Origin of the sequence: Paenibacillus antri (assembly GCF_005765165.1) — a bacterium.
In the GTDB taxonomy this organism is placed as follows: domain Bacteria; phylum Bacillota; class Bacilli; order Paenibacillales; family YIM-B00363; genus Paenibacillus_AE; species Paenibacillus_AE antri.
Map to the genome: position 1 here is coordinate 251,522 of NZ_VCIW01000002.1, position 18,332 is coordinate 269,853.

Here is an 18,332-nt window from a genome sequence, read left to right on the forward strand (position 1 = left end):
CCTCCTTCTTCTAGAACAATGCGCTGTCTTTATCGATTCGCCGGACGAGGGCGTTGGCGGATACGACGGTGATCAAGCCGACGACGGACTGCAGGAAGCCGACCGCCGCCGCGGAGTTAATATCCGCCAGCTTCGTCAGCGCCCGGTACACGTACGTGTCGATGACGTCCGTCGTCGGGAAGTTCATGCCGACGTTGTTCGGCAGGAAGTAATGGAGACCGAAGTCGCCGCGGAAGATGTTGCCTAACCCGAGAATGAACAAAATGACGACCAGCGGTTTAAGCAGCGGAAGGGTGATGCGAGTCATCATCTGCACCCGGGTCGCGCCGTCCAGCTTGGCTGCCTCGTAGTATTCGGTGCTGATCCCCGTAATGCCGGCGTAATACACGAGCGTAGAAAACCCGATGCCCTTCCACAGCGATGCCAACGGCAGAAGGAAAATCCAAGGCGTCGTCTCCAGATACCAGCTCCGGGGCTCCAGTCCGAACCATGCGAGCATCGTATTCAGGTACCCGTTCTCGAAATCGAGGAAGGCGTTCCCGATATAGCCCACGAGCACCATAGAAATAAAGAACGGCAAAAACAACGTCGTCTGGTAAATCTTAATGAGACGGCCCGTCAATTCGTTCATCAGCAGGGCGAGCAGCAGCGCGGCGACCGTTCCGAGAATGATATAAGTAAAGTTGTACAGCAGCGTATTGCGAATGATTCGGATCGCGTCCTGCGCCTTAAAGAGGAACTCGAAATTTTGCAGACCGACCCACTTGCTTCCGAAAATGCCTTGATCGTACCTGTAATATTTGAAGGCTAAAATCAATCCGACCATGGGCAGGTACGCGATAACGAATTTAAATACGATGCCAGGCAAAGCGAGCAGCAGCAGCTCTCTATTTTTTCGCATATGTCTGAATTCGTCCCGAATCCAGCCCAAGGGCGAAGGCCGCGGCCGGACCGCGGCGTCGCCTCCGTTCGCGCCTAGTCTAGACGGCTCCGTCTTCCTCATCTTGATCTCCTCCATCCGTGTCTTGCCCCCATCATGCCATGGCGCCCGAGCGGGGAACTATAGTGTTAACCGCGAAAAACTGCCTGCCGGGGGTGTAAAATCCTCGAATTCATATAGAAAATCAATACGAAAAGCCGCCTCCGCTCGGGGATACGAGGACGGAGACGGCTTCGGGCCGGCGACATGGCGCTAAGACAAGGCGCGTTTGATTCGGAACTCTTTCGGCGTGCAGCCGAACTTCCCTTTGAACAGTCTGAAGAAGTAGCTTTGGTTGGCATAACCGCACTTCTCCATAATTTTCGCGATCGGATGATCCGTTCGAAGCAGCAGCTCCTGCGCGTGGCGCAGCCGGACGTCGTTGATATATTCCGTTACCGTCACCCCCGAGCTTTCCTTGAACAGCTTCCCGAGGTAAGCCGAAGTCAGCTTGACGGTGGACGCGATCGTTTGTTGACTTAAGTTGATGTCCGGAAACTTCTGTTCGATCAATTCTTTCACGGTTTCGACGATCCATTCGTTCCGCTCGACGCTGGCGGGCCGCTGCCCTTCGCATATTTTCGCGCATACCGCGAGGAAGGACAGGTACATCTCCTCGAGCGTCTCTTGCTCGTTGGGGATTTTATGGATCGAATCCATGTCGACGGAAAGCGCGACGATGCGGTTGTTCGCGATGTCCGCCGCGGTATTTTGGAGCACCCAGGCCAGATCGGATATCGCCCGCCTCATGTCCTCGTACTGGAACTTGATCAATAGGGAGAAGGCTTTCTCGAGCTCGCTGCCCGCTTCCGTCAGTTGCCCCTTCTTCAACGCCTCCGACAGTTTCCGTTCGATCTCGTGCGGCAAATATTTCGTCGGGTTGGCGGCGTTATCCCGGATATCCTCCGGCCAGACGATCGAGCGATACCCGAACGCGAACGAGTATAGGCTTAATTGATACGCTTGATGATAGGCGGCGGAGAGCTGCGGAAACTGCGTGACGGCCCCGCTGACGCCGCAGGACAACGAGATGCCGTAATATTGCTCGATCGTGTTCTGGATGTCTCGAATCGACGCATGAAGACGCGGCGTCGCGCCGTCCTCCGCCGTTCCCGATACGACGAGCGCCACGTGGTTCGCCTGCATATCGACGGTCTCGCATCGGAAGGAGCGGGACATGATCTCCTGCGCGATGTTGACGATCGCGAAAGCGTACAACTTCTTGGATGCCCCGGAAGCGCCGCGGTCGTAAGCCGCATACCGGTCGATGCGAAGCGCGCAGACCGAGATCGGCTCGCGCGTCGAGATGCGCAGGTCGTGCCGTTCGATGAGCCGCTCCGCGTCGCGATGGGAAAACATCTGACTGTCGGTGAGAAACTTCCGAAGATAATATTTGTTCACGATTTGTTCGGAGCTGATTTCTTGCAGCTTCTCGGATAAGCGGAGGACGTTGTCGCTCATGAGATCGAGCTCGGTGCCTTCGACCGCGGGAGCCGCTTCGGTTTCGTCCATGACATGGGGTCTTAGACGCCTGAGCATCGTCTCGATCGGACCGTATAGCTTATAGGACAGCCGGACGGAGACGGCGACGGACAGCAGCAGGAAGGCGCCCGAGATCAAGAGCGAGGTCGATCGCGCATCCGTCACCTCTTTCATTAATTTCTCATAGGGCTGCAGGTATAGAATCGTCCAATCCCCGATGCCGTCCATGTAGGTGACCATGCTTTTTTCTCGTCCCGTATTCCCGACGACGAACCCCGATTGCCGTCCGAAGGAGGCCCGATCCCGTTCCACTAAAGCGGCGACCTCGTTATGGTCGAGGCCCTCCGGAGAACCCCGGCCCTCCCCGAAGAAGAGCGTGCCGTCGGACGTACGGATGTAGATGTCCCCGCGGTTCTCGCCGCCGATGCCGTTCATGTTCTCAAGGCTGTCGAACACCCAATCGGAATCGACGAAAAATACGATGGCCGATCGATGTTCGTCGAACGGGACGTACGCGTCGGTAACAATGAACGCGAACGCGTGGATTCGGCTGTCGCCTTCGGCGATGCTGACCGGTATGAGCTGCATGATCGGATGCGGGCGGGGCGGATGAAGCAGCCATTCGAGCGTCATCGCTTTCGTGACTCCGCCGTCGATCAGGAACGAAGTGGAAGAGCCGTAAAGCTCGCGTTCGGCGGCGTTATAAACCGCGATATCTTGAAGGAAGGAGGACGATTCCATAAGCTGCCGCATTTTCAGGTACCCTCGTATGTATTTCCATCTCGGTCGGTTCGGAGAACATCAGAGGCATCAAATAATTGTCCTTCAGCGAGAACGAGGAGAGGTGGGCGATGATTTCATGCATGTAGGATAGATTATATTGGATTTGCGTCAACACCTTCAGGTTGGAATCCTCCTGCGCGCGCTTGACCGATCGCTCCAAGATGTAGGTGTTCGCTACCGATAAGCCCGTCAGGATCAGCGTCATCGACAGCATGATCGAAACCGTGACGCGTTGGAAATACTTTTTGGATTTAAAGAAGCCGAAGGTTTTCATGACATCGACCTTTCTTCTAAGGACTGGACTGTTAATATATAGTTGTAAACGGTTTCGCAAACGAGCGCAACCCTAATTTGGAATCGGCTCGAGGAAATCCCCATTCGCGGGAGGGATGAGGAGAACGCCCCGCACGAAAGCGAGGAAGTCATGGAATTTTCCCGCCTCTCTTCGCCATATCCCGGATTTTCTCGATTTTTGCCCGAAATTCAAGAACGAACGGCAGGCATTTCGATTCTGCTTTGGTGTATAATGTATACACGGGGACCGAAACCTGCGTTTCCTAACCTTGAAGAATTGAGGAGATCTTGGTATGGCTCAGCGGTTAGCGACTGAATACGTCAATACCTGTCTGGTCTTGGATGAAGCCGAATTGTCCCAACTCCTGCTGCTTTTTCAGAATCATAACCTCGCGTTTAAAGTGAAAGTGATGGAGAACGGCGACCAAGAGGTCGTGTTCGAGAACGCTTCCGGGGCGGATTCGCTCGCGCTGACGTTCGAACGGCGGCTCGGCAAGTACGTTCTTGAGGGCTATTGCCGCTTCACCGATCTGAAGCTCGCGAACGCGATGCGCAAGGCCGTGTCCCAATATAAGGGAGATGCGGTCGTCAATCGAATTTATGAATATTATACGGTTCAGTACCGATATCGCGCCGGCGCGGTCGTCCGCATTACGGAGCTGACGAAGCGCGGAGAGCGGCTTGTGTACGAGCATAAGGACACGATCGGCGAGCTTGCTCGGACGTTCCGAGGCGTCGGGGCGGAAGCCGAAATTCAGGTGCTGCGCCTAGAGATCAACGAATGGCTCGACCGGCGCAACGGCCTCGCGAACGCGGCGGAGATCGCCCGAATCGACGCGGAGCTGAAGCGATTGTCGCATCGGTTGTTCGTGTTGGAGGCATAATAAGAATCGTAAGGAAATCCGCTCTTCGGAGCGGATTTTTTTTTATGCGAAGCAAGCTCTCGCCGCCCGCGAAACGCATACGGTAAGGGGTGTGAGCCTTGGAAATGTTAAGAATTCGCCGTCCGGGCGTTTTCCCTAAAAAAAGTATTGCATTTCGGTTCGAATGATGTTACTTTTAACATCGTTGAAAAAATTAATAGGAACCAGGATTCACTCAGGACATGGATAATCGCGAGATTGATCCCCTAGAGCAGTGAATGACGTAGGTCCTAGCGGATGAAATTTGGTTACACATTTTATTCCTAGGAAGGGGGAACCCGAAAGATGGAATACTCTACTTTCGGTAGACATGTTGCCGTTGACACTTGGGGCGTAGACTTCGAGAAACTCAACAACGCTGAATGGTTGCAATCCCAATTGGTTGAAGCGGCGGAAGCAAGCGGCGCTTGCGTGCTGTCGGTCCAAGCCAAACAATTCGAACCCCAAGGCGCCACGGTGCTTGTGCTCTTGTCCGAGAGCCACCTCTCGATCCATACGTATCCTGAGAAGGGCTTTGCCGCCATCGATTGCTATACGTGCGGCGAGACGGTCGATCCGCAAGTCGCGATCGACTACCTGGTGGACGTATTGAAGCCGGAGACGACGCATGCGAAGAAGCTGATCCGCGGACTCGGGGAACTCCAAGTCGTGGAACCGGCGATGAAGACGGCGGTCGCGGCGAAGTAAGCAGCAAGGCAAACGAATATGGATAACGATCAGACCATGGAGCGAACAGTTCCATGGTCATTTATTTGTCCGGCCCCCCATAGGATGTACATAGAAGTTACGAGTACAGGCATAGGAGGCGGGGGCTGTGCGGAAAGGTCCGAAGCTGTTGTTGTGGTCCGTCGTGATCGGGATGGCGCTCGTCACGCTCTTCCAATGGATCGCGGCGTTCGGAGACGGAGAGGCGCCGAAGGCGGACGCGAGACGGATGCTGTTCGAGGCGTCCCTGTTTCAAGTAGAGTTGCTGGCGGGACATGCCGCGGAAGCCGCGTCGGCCGGCTCGACGGGAGAGCTCGACGGCTTGAAGCAAGCGGCCTATTCGGTCGAATATACGCACGCGCGGTTCTCGGACGCGCTCGGGCGCGGCGTACCGGAGCTTCGGTCGGCCGGCGTCTTGATGGAGCTTCTCGTGCGCCTGCAGATCGGCGGCGAGCGGAAGCTGAAGGCCGAGGAAGCGGAGGTGCTCGCCGCGGCCGCTCCGTACCTTAGCGAGCTGCACGACGCATACGCGGAGCTGTTCGCCGAAGACGGCGCCCTGGACGCCGCCGCGGCGGAACGAATCCGACTCGCGGACGAAGAGATCGCGGCCCTGCTCGAGCGCGAGGGAAAGTAAGCGCGGGAGAATCTTGGTATCGGGGCCATGAAAATCGGGAACACTACTTTCATGATTTCGTCATTTTTGAGTCATTTTTGCTTGGACCGAAATCTGTCGAATTGTGATATAATGCAATGTATGATATTCTAGTTTAGAATTATTATAAAGAAGGCGGTGAACGCGATGCACATTGTCGTTGTCGGACTCAATTATCGTACGGCTCCCGTGGAAGTCCGGGAACGCTTTACGATCGCGCCGGAGCGGCTCCCTCAAGCGATTCGAGAGATGAAGAGCTGGAAGAGCGTTCTCGAATGTGTCATCGTCGCCACTTGCAACCGTACGGAATTGTACGCCGTCGTCGATCGCGACAGCTTCTGCCCGCAGCACGTCCGCAACTTCATGGCTTCGTGGTTCGGCATCGCTAAAGACGAATTCGCTCCATACCTATATACTTACGAAGACGAAGAGGCCAAGCGGCACCTGTTCCGGGTCGCCTGCGGACTCGATTCGATGGTGCTCGGCGAGACGCAAATCCTGGGACAAGTGCGGGACGCATTCCTTCTGGCGCAGCAGGAGCGCGCCACGGGGACCCTATTCAATATGTTGTTTAAGCAGGCCGTCACGGTCGCGAAGAAGGCCCATTCGGAGACCGGCATCGGGGAGAACGCCGTCTCCGTGTCGTACGCCGCTATCGAGCTCGGCAAGCGCATCTTCGGTTCGTACCGGAACAAGAGCGTGCTGATCGTCGGCGCCGGCAAGATGAGCGAGCTGACCGTGAAGCACTTGTCCGCCAGCGGCGCGGAGCGCATCGCGGTGACGAACCGGACGTACGAACGGGCGGTAGAGCTCGCCGGCAAGTTCGGCGGACAAGCGTATCCGTTCGATCGTCTGCCGTCGCTGTTGTCCGAAGCGGACGTCGTCATCTCGTCGACGGGCTCGAACGCTACGATCCTGTCCAAGCGGGACATGGAAGCGGCGATGCGGGAGCGGTCCGGGCGGCCGATGTTCATGATCGACATCGCCGTGCCGCGGGATCTCGATCCAGACATTCACGACGTACCGAACGTATATTTATACGACATCGACGATCTGGAAGGGATCGTCGAAGCGAATCTCGAGCTGCGCCGCCAGCAGTCGACCCGGATCGAAGCGATGATCGACGAGGAGTTGTCCGCGTTCGACCAATGGTATCGTTCCCTCGGCGTCGGTCCGGTCATTCGAGCGCTGCAGGAGAAGGCGAAGGAAATTCACCTCGAGACGATGGACAGCATGCGCAACAAGCTGCCGGATCTGACCGATCGAGAGCTGAAGATCATTCATAAGCTGACCAAGAGCATGTTGAACCAGATGATGCACGAGCCGATTCAACGCGTGAAGGAATTGGCGCCGAGCCGGCACGGCGACGAAGCGCTCGAGTATTTCACGAAGCTGTTCGCCTTGGAAGAGGCGACCCGCGTTCCGCCGACGCCGAAGGGCGAGAAACAACCGAGCGAGCCGAAGGAGGATCGACTCCCGCTGCAGCACGGCAGCTTGTCGCTGGCTTAAAGCTTTAGCGTCTGCGCGACTGCGGGAGGTGTCCAGGGCTACATGGTTACGAAGTTTTGGCTGTACGATATTATTATCTATATATATGCCCTGAGCCTTCTGTTTTACTTCGCGGACGCCGTTGCGCGCAACGACGGCGCGAAGCGGATGGGCGAAGGGCTCCTTGTTTTTGTCTGGGTGCTGCAGACGTGCTTCTTCTTCGTTCGGATGTACGAGCACCGGTACATTCCGATGTTTACGAGGTTCGAGACGATGTTCTTCTTCTCGTGGCTCTTGGTGACCGTCTCGCTGGTTGCCAGCCGGTTTTTCAAGCTCCAGTTCGTCGTCTTCTTCGTGAACGTGTTCGGCTTCACCGTGCTCGTCTTGAACTTGCTGACCGATCCCGGCGTCGTTCCGCTGACCCGCGAGCTGTCGACGGGCGTCCTCTCGCTCCATGTGGCGCTCGCGATCGCCAGCTACGCGGCGTTCGCGGTGTCCGCCATTCTCTCGGGCTTCTACTTGTTCCTGCATCTTCGGCTGAAGCAGAAGCGATGGACGAACGCGTTGCGGCGGCTGCCGAGTCTGGAGTCGCTGGAGCGGCACGCGCTGCAAGCGGCGCTGGTCGGTACCCCGACGCTCATCCTGTCGTTGTCGCTCGGCGCGGTATGGCTCTCCTTCGACAGTCCGGTAACGGCTTTATTTACGGATGCGAAGCTGTACGCGACCGCGTCGATCCTGCTCCTGTACGGGTGGCTGTTCGTCATGAAGTTTCGGCTTCGCCGGCCGGGGCTTCGGCTCGCTTGGTGGAACGTCGGCACGTTCCTATGGCTGCTGCTGAATTTCGCGGTGGCGAACGACTTTTCCGAATTTCATCCTTGGATGTAAGGGAGGGCGCGCGGTTTGGATAAGCACCCGATGTATTATCCGATCATGGCGGACGTGGCGGATGCGACGTGCGTCGTCGTCGGCGGCGGGCCGATCGGCTGGCGCAAGATCGCGGGGCTGCTCGATTGCGGCGCCCGCGTCGTCGTCGTCTCGCCGGACGGCGTGCCGGCGCTGGAGGCCGCGGAGAGAGACGGCAAGCTCGTCTGGCACCGGCGGCGCTTCCGTCCCGGCGACCTGGCGGGAGCGGCGCTCGCGTTCGCCGCGACGAACGACGAAGCCGCGAACGCGGCGGTCCGCGAGGAAGCGAGGCGCGAAGGCGTGCTGTTGAACGCCGCGTACGGCGCCGATCAAGGCGACTTCTTGGTGCCTTCGGTCGTTCGACGGGGGCGGTTGATTCTTGCGGTCACGACGGGCGGGGCGAGCCCTAAGCTCGCGAGGCGGATCGCGGGGGAGTGGGAGCGAACGTACGGCCCGGAGTACGAGGCCTATACGGAGCTGCTCGATCGGCTGCGGGGCCGCGTGCTCTCGAGCGAAGCGGACGCCGAACGGAAGCTGCTCGCCCTCGGAGAGCTGCTCGAGACGGACGCCTTGGAACGGCTGCGCGCGGGCGCTCCGCCGGCGGAAGTGGAAGCGGATTGCATGAAGCTGCTGCAAAGCAAGCTGCAAAATACATAAGCGACGCACGGAAGGCAGGAACCTATGACTAGCAAACGGAAATGGATCGTCGGCTCGCGGCAAAGCGCGCTGGCGCTGACGCAAACGAATCAAGTGCTCGACGCGCTTTCGGACCTCGGACGCCGGCACGGCATGCCTTGCGAGTTCGAGGTGCGGAGGATCGTCACGAAGGGGGACCGCATCCTCGACGTGACGCTGTCGAAGGTCGGCGGCAAAGGCTTGTTCGTGAAAGAGATCGAACAAGCGCTGATGGACAAGGAGATCGACTTCGCCGTACATAGTATGAAGGACATGCCCGCCGCGCTTCCGGAAGGGTTGATCGTCGGCTGCGTGCCCGAGCGGGAGGACCCTCGGGACGCGTTCGTCGCGAAGGCGGGCTGGACGCTCGAGACGCTTCCGCAAGGCGCGAGGCTCGGCACGAGCAGCCTTCGCCGGAGCAGCCAGATGAAGTTTCGCCGGCCCGATCTCGTCGTCGAGCCGCTCCGCGGCAACATCGACTCCCGGCTCAAGCGGCTCGAGTCCGGAGAATTCGACGCGATTCTGCTTGCGTCGGCCGGCCTGCGACGGATGGGCTGGGAAGACCGCATCACGGAGCCGGTATCGGCCGACGTCTGCGTTCCGGCGGTCGGTCAGGGCGCGCTTGCGCTCGAGTGCCGCGAAGGCGACGAGGAGCTGCTTGCCTTGCTGAAGCTGTTCCACCACGAACGGACGGCCGTCGCGGTCGCGGCGGAGCGCGCGTTCCTCGGCCGGCTGAACGGCGGCTGCCAAGTGCCGATCGGCGCGTACGCGACGATCGACGCCGCCGGCGACGTGACGCTGACGGGCTTCGTCGGCACCCCGGACGGCTCGACGCTGCTGCGGGAGACGGCGGTCGGCCGCGATCCGGCGAAGCTCGGGACGGCCGTAGGCGAGACGCTGCTCGCGCGAGGCGCGGCCCGCATTCTGGAGGAAGCAAGGGAGGAATAGACGCGTGGGGGAGAATCGGGCGGGGAAAGTGTTTCTCGTCGGCGCGGGTCCGGGAGACCCGAAGCTGATCACGGTGCGGGGCATGGAGGCGATCGCCAGAGCGGACGTCGTCGTCTACGACCGGCTGGCAAGCCCCAGGCTGCTGCGGCATATGAAGCCGGGCGCCGAGAAGGTGTTCGTCGGCAAGCTGCCGGACAAGCATATGTTGAAGCAAGAGGAAATCAATCAGCTTCTCGTCGATCTGGCTTCGTCCGGTCGCGTCGTGACGAGGCTGAAGGGAGGAGACCCTTCCGTCTTCGGGCGCGTCGGCGAAGAAGCGGAGAAGCTGGCGGAGAACGGCATCGAATTCGAGATCGTTCCGGGGGTCACCTCTTCGATCGCCGTGCCCGCGTACGCCGGCATTCCGGTGACCCACCGCGACTTCACGTCGTCGTTCAGCATCGTCACGGGGCATGAGTATCCGAACAAGACGTACGGACGCGTGGATTGGGATCATCTGGCGAAGGCGTCCGGGACGTTGGTGTTTCTCATGGGCGTCGCCAATATCGGCAATATTTCCGAGGCGCTCATTCGCGGCGGGAAAAACCCGGAGACGCCCGTCGCCCTTATCCGATGGGGCACATGGATGGAACAGCGGACGCTCGTCGGGACGCTCGAGAACATCCCCGCCAAGGTGGCGGAGAGCGGCTTCTCGTCGCCCGCCGTCATCATCGTCGGGGACGTCGTGAAGCTGAGAGAGCGGATCGCCTGGTTCGAGAAGCGGCCGCTGTTCGGGATGCGCGTGCTCGTGACGCGCGCTCGGGAGCAGGCCAGCGAGCTGGCCGGACGCATCGACGACCTCGGCGGCGATGCGTTCGAGTGGCCGGTCATTCGCACCGTGCCGCTTCCCGTGGACGCCGCGGTCGGGCCGCTCGCGTCGCCTGAAGCGTACGATTGGCTCGTCTTCACGAGCGCGAACGGCGTCCGCTTCTTCTTCGACGCATGCGTCGCGGCGGGCGTCGACGTCCGGCGGTTCGCGCGGGCGCGCATCGGCGCCGTCGGGCCGAAAACGGCGGAAGCGCTGAAGGGACGAGGCCTGCTCGCGGAGGCGCTGCCGTCCGCGTATACGGGAGACGAGCTCGGGAAGACGCTGGCGTCGTTAACGAAGCCGGGCGAGCGCGTATTGCTCGCCCGCGCGCGCGTCGCCGGCGCCGGGCTGCCGGAGGCGCTCCGCGCCGCCGGGGCGATCGTGGACGATCTAGCGGTCTATGAGACGCTGCTGTCCGACGAAGGGACGGAGGAGGCGCTCGAGCTGCTGAAAGAAGGCAAGCTGGGCGCCGTCACCTTCACAAGCTCGTCCACGGTGACGAATACGTTGGAACTGCTGCGCAAGAACGGTTGGGAGCATCCGGAAGAGGCGCTCGCCGGGGTGCCTGCGTTCTGTATCGGTCCCGTCACGGCGGACGCCGCGAGACGATCGGGCATCGCCGTCGCCGCCGAAGCGGAGGAGGCGACCATCGACGGCTTGATCGGCGCGTTGGTCGCTCATAACATCAAGAACGGAGGAAACGCGTAAATGAGCTACGATCGCGTTCGACATAGAAGATTAAGAGGAAGCGCGGCGATTCGCGCGTTGGTGCGGGAGACGCGGATTTCGGCGGAGCAGCTGATCTACCCGCTGTTCGTCACGACCGGCACGAACGTTAAACACGAAATTCCGTCGATGCCGGGGGTGTACCACTACTCGCTCGACTTGCTGGAAGCGGAGGTCGCCGAGCTGCGGCAGCTCGGCATTCGCTCCGTCCTGCTGTTCGGGGTGCCGGACGCCAAGGACGAGGTCGCCTCGTCCGCGTACGATGACAACGGCATCGTCCAGCAGGCCATACGCAAGCTGAAGCAGCTCGATCCGGAGCTCCTGATCGTCGCGGACACATGCGTATGCCAATACACGAGCCACGGCCACTGCGGCATCGTGGAGCATAACAAGCATACGAACCGAGCGGAAATCGCGAACGATCCGTCGCTCGAGCTGCACGTAAAGACGGCTGTCTCCCAAGCGAAGGCGGGCGCCGACATTATCGCGCCGTCGAACATGATGGACGGCTTCGTGGCGGCGATCCGCAGCGGTCTCGACGAGAGCGGCTTGTCGCACGTGCCGATCATGTCGTACTCCGTGAAATACGCATCCGCCTTCTACGGTCCGTTCCGGGACGCGGCCCATTCGGCGCCGCAGTTCGGGGACCGCAAGACGTATCAGATGGACCCGGCGAACGTGCGCGAGGGCATCCGCGAAGCCGAGTCCGACGTCATCGAAGGCGCGGACTTCCTGATGGTGAAGCCGGCGCTCGCGTACCTCGACGTCATTCGGGCGCTGCGCGAGCAGTTCGAGCTTCCGCTCGTCGCGTATAACACGAGCGCGGAGTACAGCATGACGAAGGCGGCCGCCGCGAACGGCTGGATCGACGAGAAAGCGATCGTCCTGGAGACGCTCACCGGCATGAAACGGGCGGGCGCCGACATCATCATTACCTATCACGCCAAGGACGCGGCGAGATGGCTGAAGGAAGTTTGATCCGATGAGCGCATATAACGATTTGTTCCTGCGGGCGTGCCGCGGGGAGACGACGGAACGCGTTCCGGTCTGGTACATGCGCCAGGCGGGACGGTACGATCCGGAATATCGGAAAATCAAAGAGAAGTACTCCTTGCTGGAAATTTGCGAGCAGCCGGAGCTGGCGGCGGAAGTGACGTTGATGCCCGTCAAGAAGCTCGGCGTCGACGCGGCCATTCTGTACTCCGACATTATGAATCCGGTCGCTTCGATCGGCATCGACTTCGATATCGTGAAGAACATCGGGCCGGTCATCCATAACCCGGTGCGCACCCGCGCGGACGTCGAGGCGCTCCGGCCGATCGACGTCGAAGGCGACTTGTCCCATATTTTGAAGACGATTCGGATTTTGGACCGAGAGCTGAAGGTGCCGCTCATCACGTTCGCGGGGTCGCCCTTCACGATCGCGAGCTACTTGATCGAAGGACGGCCGTCGAAGAGCTATATTTTAACGAAAACGATGATGTACAACGAGCCCGACGTCTGGCACGCGCTCATGAACAAGCTCGGCGATATGATCGTCGCCTACGTGCGCGCGCAGTTCGCTAACGGCTCGAAGGCGGTTCAGCTGTTCGACAGCTGGGTCGGGGCGCTCTCGCCGCGCGACTTCCGCGCGTACGTGCTGCCGGTCATCGAACGCATCTTCCGCGAGCTGTCGGACATCCCGCACCCGAAAATTTACTTCCCGGGCGTCGCGTCCGGCGAGCTGCTGCCGTTGCTCGGCGGCGTCGAAGCCGACGTGATCGGCCTCGATTGGCGCGTGTCCGTCCGCGAAGGGCGCCGGCGCCTCGGCGATCGGTTCGCCGTGCAGGGCAATCTGGACCCGTACGTGCTGACGGCGTCGCAAGACGTCATCGAAGCGCAGGCGGCGGCGATTTTGGACGAAGGGATGGAAGCGCCGGGGTATATTTTCAACTTGGGCCACGGCCTGTTCCCGGAAGCGTCTCTCGAGAAGCTGAAGTCGTTAACCGAATTCGTTCATCGGTATTCCGAACGACAAAGGAGCATCTAACTATGGAAGACCAACGCAAGTACGGATCGGACGCGATCGGCGTCCTCGTCATGTCCTACGGCACGCCGGAAAGCTTGGACCAGGTCGAGGCGTATTACACGCACATCCGCCGAGGCAAGCCGCCTACGGCGGAGCAGCTGGACGACTTGGTTCGCCGCTACGAGAAAATCGTAGGCGGCTTCTTCCCGCTGCGCCGCAACACGGACCGCCAAGTGGAGGCGTTGCAGGCGACCCTGGATCGGGAGTATCCGGATTTGAAGTTCGTGTGCTATCAAGGTCTGAAGCATGCGGCCCCGTTCATCGAGGACGGCGTTCGCGCCATGGCGGCCGACGGCATTACGCGGGCGGTCGGCGTCGTGCTGGCGCCGCATTATTCTTCGATGAGCGTGGGCGGCTACGTAAAGCGAGCGCAGGCGGCCGCCGAGGAAGTCGGCGTCGCGATGTCGTTCGTAGAGAGCTATCATCTACACCCGAAGCTGATCGAGGCGCTCGCGGACCGCGTCCGGCGGGCGCTGAAGAAGTTCACCGAGGTCGACGCCGAAGAGGTGAAGGTGCTGTTCACGGCGCATAGTCTGCCGGAACGGATTTTGCAAATGAACGATCCGTACCCGGAGCAGCTGCTCGAGACGTCCCGCGCGGTCGCGGAACGGACGGGCGTGACGGATTGGCAGTTCGCCTGGCAGAGCGCCGGCCAGACCGGCGAGAAGTGGCTCGGTCCGGACGTTCTGGAGGAGCTGGAGCGGCTTCATTCGGAGGAGGGCGTCGATTACGCGCTCGTCTGTCCGATCGGCTTCGTCTCCGACCATCTGGAAGTGCTGTACGACCTCGATATCGAAGCGCAGGCGCTCGCCGGGAAGCTGGGGCTCCACCTGGAGCGCACGGAGATGTTGAATACGGAGCCGCTCTACATGGAGACGCTCGCCGACGTCGTTCGCGGGAAGGTCGTCGAAGCGGGAGTCGGGTCGTAATGGAGAACGAACGAGGGAAGGCCGATCCGCATCTCGTCGTCATCGGCGGCGGGATTACGGGTCTAACGACGGCGTTCTATGCGATCCGGCAGGCGAAAGCCGAAGGGCTCGGGCTCAAGGTGACGTTGATCGAGGGGAGCGAGAGGCTCGGCGGGAAAATTCGAACGATGCGGCGGGACGGCTTCGTGATCGAACGAGGACCGGATTCGTTCCTCGCCCGCAAGCGCCCGATCATCGACCTGTCCCGCGAGCTCGGCCTCGCGGAGGAGCTCGTCACGCTGAACCCGGCGACGAAGAAGACGTACATCTTGCGCGGCGGCAAGCTGCACCGCATCCCGCCGGGCCTCGTGCTCGGCGTGCCCACCGAATGGAAGCCGTTCGTGACGAGCGGCTTGATCGGCTTGTCCGGCAAGCTGCGCGCGGCGCTCGACTGGGTGCTGCCCGCGGCCCGCGGCGACGCGGACGAATCGCTCGGCGGGTTTCTCCGCCGGCGGCTCGGCGACCAAGTCGTCGACTTCGTGGCCGAGCCGCTGCTCTCCGGCATCTATGCCGGCGATGCGGACAAGCTCAGCCTGCTGGCGACGTTCCCGCAGTTTCGCGCGGCGGAGCGCAAGTACCGCAGCCTCATGATCGGGCTCGGACGCGGCGCCGGCGCGACGCGCAGCGGGGCCGCCGGCGAGGACCATATCCCGCCGCACGCCCGCGGCAGCGCGTTCCTCAGCTACCGCCGCGGCTTGTCCGCCCTCGTCGAGCGGCTCTCGGAGACGCTGCAGGCGGAAGGCGCCGTGCTGCTTACGGGCGAGCCCGTGCGCGCCGTGACGCCGGAGCGGGGCGGCGGCGCCGTCGTTACGCTGGCGAACGGCGACGCGCTGCTCGCGGACGCCGTCGCGGTCACGACGCCGGTTTCGGCGCTCGGGGAGCTGCTCCAAGGCGTGCCGGAGGCGTCCTTGTTCCGCGACATGGCGTACGCGTCGGTTGCCAACGTCGTGCTCGGGTACCGCCGGGACGCGATCCGGGTGCCGCTCGACGGCGCCGGCTTCGTCATTCCGCGCACGGAAGGGCGATTCATTACAGCCTGCACGTGGACGTCGGAGAAGTGGCTCCACACGGCGCCGCGGGAGAACGTGCTCATCCGGTGTTACGTCGGGCGCATCGACGACGAGCGGTGGCGGACGATGGACGATGCGGCGCTCGGCGCCGCGGTGAAGCGGGAGGTGGCCGAGCTGATCGGCATCGACGTCGAGCCGGAGTTTCTCGACATCACCCGCCTCGAGAAGTCGATGCCGCAATACGAGGTCGGCCACCTGGACAAGGTTCGGGCGCTGCGCGACGCCCTCATGAAGAAAGCCCCCGGCGTGTTCGCGGCGGGGGCTGGATTCGAAGGCGTCGGATTGCCGGATTGCATTCATCAAGGCAAGCAAGCGGCGGAGCAGGCGGTCGCATTCACGCGCCGCCGGAGCGAAGCTTAGACAAGTCGAGCGAGAAGCCTTGCGGCGTGGCGTTAAGTATGTGGATGCGTTCGAGATCGCGAACGACTTCCATCAGCACCGACTTCGTCACGCCGGCCATCCGCGCCAGCTCGTCGTAGTTCAAGGCGATTCGAATTTGAATCGTGTTGCCGCTGCGAATACCGTTCCGGTTGGCGAAGATGATCAGGTTCTTCAGCACGCGCGTGCGGGCGTCGACGAACGTCAGGTCGTACACGTGATCGTTCGTCTCCCGGATGCGGCGGCACAGCTCCTGCATGATCGTGAGCGACATGTCCGGGAGCGCTCGAAGCAGTTGGATGAAGTCGCTGCCCCGCAGCGTGAGGAACATGCTGTCTTCGAGCACCTGCGCGCTCGCCGAACGCGGCTTGCCGTCGATTAAAGACAACTCGCCGAAGTTGTCGCCCGCTTGAAAGACGGATAAAATTTTCTCCTCGCCGCCCGAATTGGACGTGAACACCTTGACCGAACCGGATACAATGATATAGAAAACGTCTCCCGGCTCCTTCTCGCGGAACAACACCGTCCCGGCCTTGAAGCCCTTGCGACTGCAAATTTCGGAGAGGCGCGTCAGCTGGTCGTCGGAGAGATGCTTGAACAGCGGCACTTGGTGCAAAAGAGATAACATGGGAAATGCTCCTCTGGTTTAGAAAGTCGGTATTATTTTACCATAGGCGGTTCAGGAAAGGATAGGAGGATTTCGGCATGAACGGTCAATCCAGAAGTACGTCCCGGTCGCAGGCGGCGTTCGAAGCGGCGAAGCGAATCATTCCGGGCGGGGTCAATTCCCCGGTCCGCGCGTTCCGATCGGTCGGCGGCGCGCCGTTCTTCGTCGATCGAGGCGAAGGCTCGCGCATCTACGACATCGACGGCAACGACTACATCGATTACGTCGGTTCTTGGGGGCCTCTCATCTTGGGACACGCCCACCCCGAGGTGCTCGCGGCGATTCGCGAGGCGGCCGAGCGCGGGACGAGCTTCGGCGCGCCGACGGAGCGCGAGACGGCCATGGCCGAGCTCGTCTGCGAACGGATGCCTTCCGTCGAAGTCGTGCGCATGGTCAACTCCGGCACGGAGGCGACGATGAGCGCGCTGCGGCTCGCCCGCGGCTTCACGAATCGTCCGAAGATCGTAAAGTTCGAAGGCAGCTACCACGGCCATGCCGACGCGCTGCTCATTAAGGCCGGCTCCGGCGTCGCCACGCTCGGTCTGCCGGACAGCCCGGGAGTGCCGGCCGGCGTGGCGGAGCATACGATCACGGTGCCGTATAACGACGCGGCGTCGCTGCGGCTCGCCTTCGAGAAATACGGCGAACAGATCGCGGCCGTCATCATCGAGCCGATCGGCGGCAACATGGGCGTCGTTCCGCCGCTGCCGGGCTTTCTGGAGGAGATCCGCTCCATTACGACGCAGTATGGGGCGCTGCTCATTTTCGACGAGGTCATGACGGGCTTCCGCGTGCATCTGAACTCGGCGCAGGGGCTGTACGGCATTACGCCGGATCTGACGTGCATGGGGAAGGTCATCGGCGGCGGCCTGCCGGTCGGCGCGTACGGCGGCCGGCGCGACATTATGGAGATGATCGCGCCGAGCGGTCCGATCTACCAAGCGGGGACGCTGTCGGGCAATCCGCTGGCGATGGCGGCCGGGCTGACGACGCTGCGGCTGTTGGGGCAGCCGGGCGTCTACGAGGAGCTGGAACGGAAGTCGGCGCGCCTCGAGGAAGGTCTCGCGCGCAACGCCCGCGAGCTCGGCATCCCGAGCACGATCAATCGCGTCGGCTCGATGGTATGCCCGTTCTTCACGGAGGCGAAGGTCGTCGATTACGAGACGGCGAAGACGTCGGATCTCGGACGGTTCGCCCGCGTGTTCGGCCGCTTGCTCGACCGCGGGGTCAGCATCGCGCCGTCGCAGTTCGAGGGCATGTTCGTGTCGCTGGCGCATTCGGACGCAGACATCGACCGCACGATCGAAGCGCATTACGAGGCTTTGAAGCTGGAATAGCGAAGGATACGACGGTTCGGCCTGCAGACCATTCCTCTCGGAATCGGGGCTGCAGGTTTTTTTTATTGAAAACATTAAGATTCATTTCGAGAAGGGGGGCTGTCGCTTCGCATGCCGGAGCGGCTTCGGAGCAAGCTTGCGCCTGCGATGATCAGGAACGGGAGCGCGGCGAACGACCTTCCCCGAATCGCCATGGAAGAAAGACGACATCGCGACAATTCGAAAAGACGGACTCGAGAAGTCTTCGATTATTTTCTAACGCGGTCGAAAACATAGCGGGTCGCCTGCCTGCGAACAAGATGGCTCTCAGTATTTCCAAAATCGTGCAATCCGATAAGCATGCGAGCGGCCGTTTGCGAGACGGAACGGACGGGATTTCTACTTTTTCAGGCATGACGGCATCGCTTGGCCCATATACATAGTGATGAGTCATTTTGCG

Annotated in this window: 17 protein-coding genes; 13 read left to right on the top strand and 4 right to left on the bottom strand. The window is 61.1% G+C overall.

What is annotated here, in order from left to right; genetic code table 11:
• Nucleotides 1-10: 10 nt before the first annotated feature.
• The 3 genes from FE782_RS04320 to FE782_RS04330 all read right to left on the bottom strand — a co-directional run bounded on the left by FE782_RS04320 (nucleotide 11) and on the right by FE782_RS04330 (nucleotide 3,518).
• Nucleotides 11-1,003, bottom strand: coding sequence for an ABC transporter permease (locus tag FE782_RS04320; RefSeq protein WP_138192820.1), 993 nt, complete (start codon nucleotides 1,001-1,003; stop codon nucleotides 11-13).
• A gap of 189 nt (nucleotides 1,004-1,192) precedes the next feature.
• A complete protein-coding gene (locus FE782_RS04325; protein ID WP_138192821.1) occupies nucleotides 1,193-3,214 on the bottom strand; it encodes a helix-turn-helix transcriptional regulator in 2,022 nt (673 codons plus the stop codon).
• Entirely contained in the window at nucleotides 3,162-3,518 is a 357-nt protein-coding gene (locus tag FE782_RS04330; RefSeq protein WP_138192822.1) for a hypothetical protein, read from the bottom strand. The genes FE782_RS04325 and FE782_RS04330 overlap by 53 nt, the downstream gene beginning before the upstream one ends.
• Before the next feature lie 313 nt (nucleotides 3,519-3,831).
• On the opposite strand from FE782_RS04330, the gene FE782_RS04335 reads away from it, so the two are divergent.
• From FE782_RS04335 to hemG, 12 genes are all read left to right on the top strand, one after another.
• Entirely contained in the window at nucleotides 3,832-4,422 is a 591-nt protein-coding gene (locus tag FE782_RS04335; RefSeq protein WP_138192823.1) for a non-ribosomal peptide synthetase module, read from the top strand.
• Between the two features lie 324 nt (nucleotides 4,423-4,746).
• Complete coding sequence (speD, locus tag FE782_RS04340; RefSeq protein WP_138192824.1) at nucleotides 4,747-5,148, top strand: adenosylmethionine decarboxylase; 402 nt, start codon at nucleotides 4,747-4,749, stop codon at nucleotides 5,146-5,148.
• A 127-nt stretch (nucleotides 5,149-5,275) separates the two neighbouring features.
• Complete coding sequence (locus tag FE782_RS04345; protein ID WP_138192825.1) at nucleotides 5,276-5,800, top strand: S-adenosylmethionine decarboxylase; 525 nt, start codon at nucleotides 5,276-5,278, stop codon at nucleotides 5,798-5,800.
• 165 nt (nucleotides 5,801-5,965) lie between these two features.
• Complete coding sequence (gene hemA, locus FE782_RS04350; protein ID WP_138192826.1) at nucleotides 5,966-7,327, top strand: glutamyl-tRNA reductase; 1,362 nt, start codon at nucleotides 5,966-5,968, stop codon at nucleotides 7,325-7,327.
• 42 nt (nucleotides 7,328-7,369) lie between these two features.
• Nucleotides 7,370-8,191: a cytochrome c biogenesis protein CcsA gene (ccsA, locus tag FE782_RS04355; protein ID WP_138192827.1), complete on the top strand. Its 822-nt coding sequence runs from the start codon at nucleotides 7,370-7,372 to the stop codon at nucleotides 8,189-8,191.
• Between the two features lie 15 nt (nucleotides 8,192-8,206).
• On the top strand, nucleotides 8,207-8,866 hold the full coding sequence (locus FE782_RS04360; protein WP_138192828.1) for a precorrin-2 dehydrogenase/sirohydrochlorin ferrochelatase family protein: 660 nt from the start codon (nucleotides 8,207-8,209) through the stop codon (nucleotides 8,864-8,866).
• 24 nt (nucleotides 8,867-8,890) lie between these two features.
• Nucleotides 8,891-9,832: a hydroxymethylbilane synthase gene (hemC, locus tag FE782_RS04365; protein ID WP_138192829.1), complete on the top strand. Its 942-nt coding sequence runs from the start codon at nucleotides 8,891-8,893 to the stop codon at nucleotides 9,830-9,832.
• Nucleotides 9,833-9,836: 4 nt separating this feature from the next.
• Nucleotides 9,837-11,387 carry a uroporphyrinogen-III C-methyltransferase gene (gene cobA, locus FE782_RS04370; RefSeq protein ID WP_138192830.1) on the top strand — a complete coding sequence of 517 codons (1,551 nt, stop codon included), beginning with the start codon at nucleotides 9,837-9,839 and terminating at the stop codon, nucleotides 11,385-11,387.
• Nucleotides 11,388-12,383: a porphobilinogen synthase gene (hemB, locus tag FE782_RS04375; RefSeq protein ID WP_138192831.1), complete on the top strand. Its 996-nt coding sequence runs from the start codon at nucleotides 11,388-11,390 to the stop codon at nucleotides 12,381-12,383.
• Nucleotides 12,384-12,387: 4 nt separating this feature from the next.
• The gene (gene hemE / locus FE782_RS04380) at nucleotides 12,388-13,434 is read left to right on the top strand and encodes a uroporphyrinogen decarboxylase (protein WP_138192832.1); all 1,047 of its coding nucleotides are present in this window, start codon (nucleotides 12,388-12,390) and stop codon (nucleotides 13,432-13,434) included.
• 2 nt (nucleotides 13,435-13,436) lie between these two features.
• Nucleotides 13,437-14,402: a ferrochelatase gene (hemH, locus tag FE782_RS04385; protein WP_138192833.1), complete on the top strand. Its 966-nt coding sequence runs from the start codon at nucleotides 13,437-13,439 to the stop codon at nucleotides 14,400-14,402.
• Nucleotides 14,402-15,871, top strand: coding sequence for a protoporphyrinogen oxidase (gene hemG / locus FE782_RS04390; RefSeq protein ID WP_138192834.1), 1,470 nt, complete (start codon nucleotides 14,402-14,404; stop codon nucleotides 15,869-15,871). Before hemH ends, hemG begins: the two co-directional genes overlap by 1 nt.
• Here the strand turns inward: hemG and FE782_RS04395 are convergent.
• Nucleotides 15,846-16,517 (bottom strand): Crp/Fnr family transcriptional regulator, encoded by a 672-nt coding sequence (locus tag FE782_RS04395; protein WP_138192835.1) that lies wholly within the window; start codon nucleotides 16,515-16,517, stop codon nucleotides 15,846-15,848. The two genes, hemG and FE782_RS04395, sit on opposite strands and share 26 nt — an antisense overlap.
• A 77-nt stretch (nucleotides 16,518-16,594) precedes the next feature.
• Between FE782_RS04395 and hemL the strand changes: the two genes are divergently transcribed.
• The gene (gene hemL, locus FE782_RS04400) at nucleotides 16,595-17,893 is read left to right on the top strand and encodes a glutamate-1-semialdehyde 2,1-aminomutase (RefSeq protein WP_138192836.1); all 1,299 of its coding nucleotides are present in this window, start codon (nucleotides 16,595-16,597) and stop codon (nucleotides 17,891-17,893) included.
• Nucleotides 17,894-18,332 lie beyond the last annotated feature (439 nt).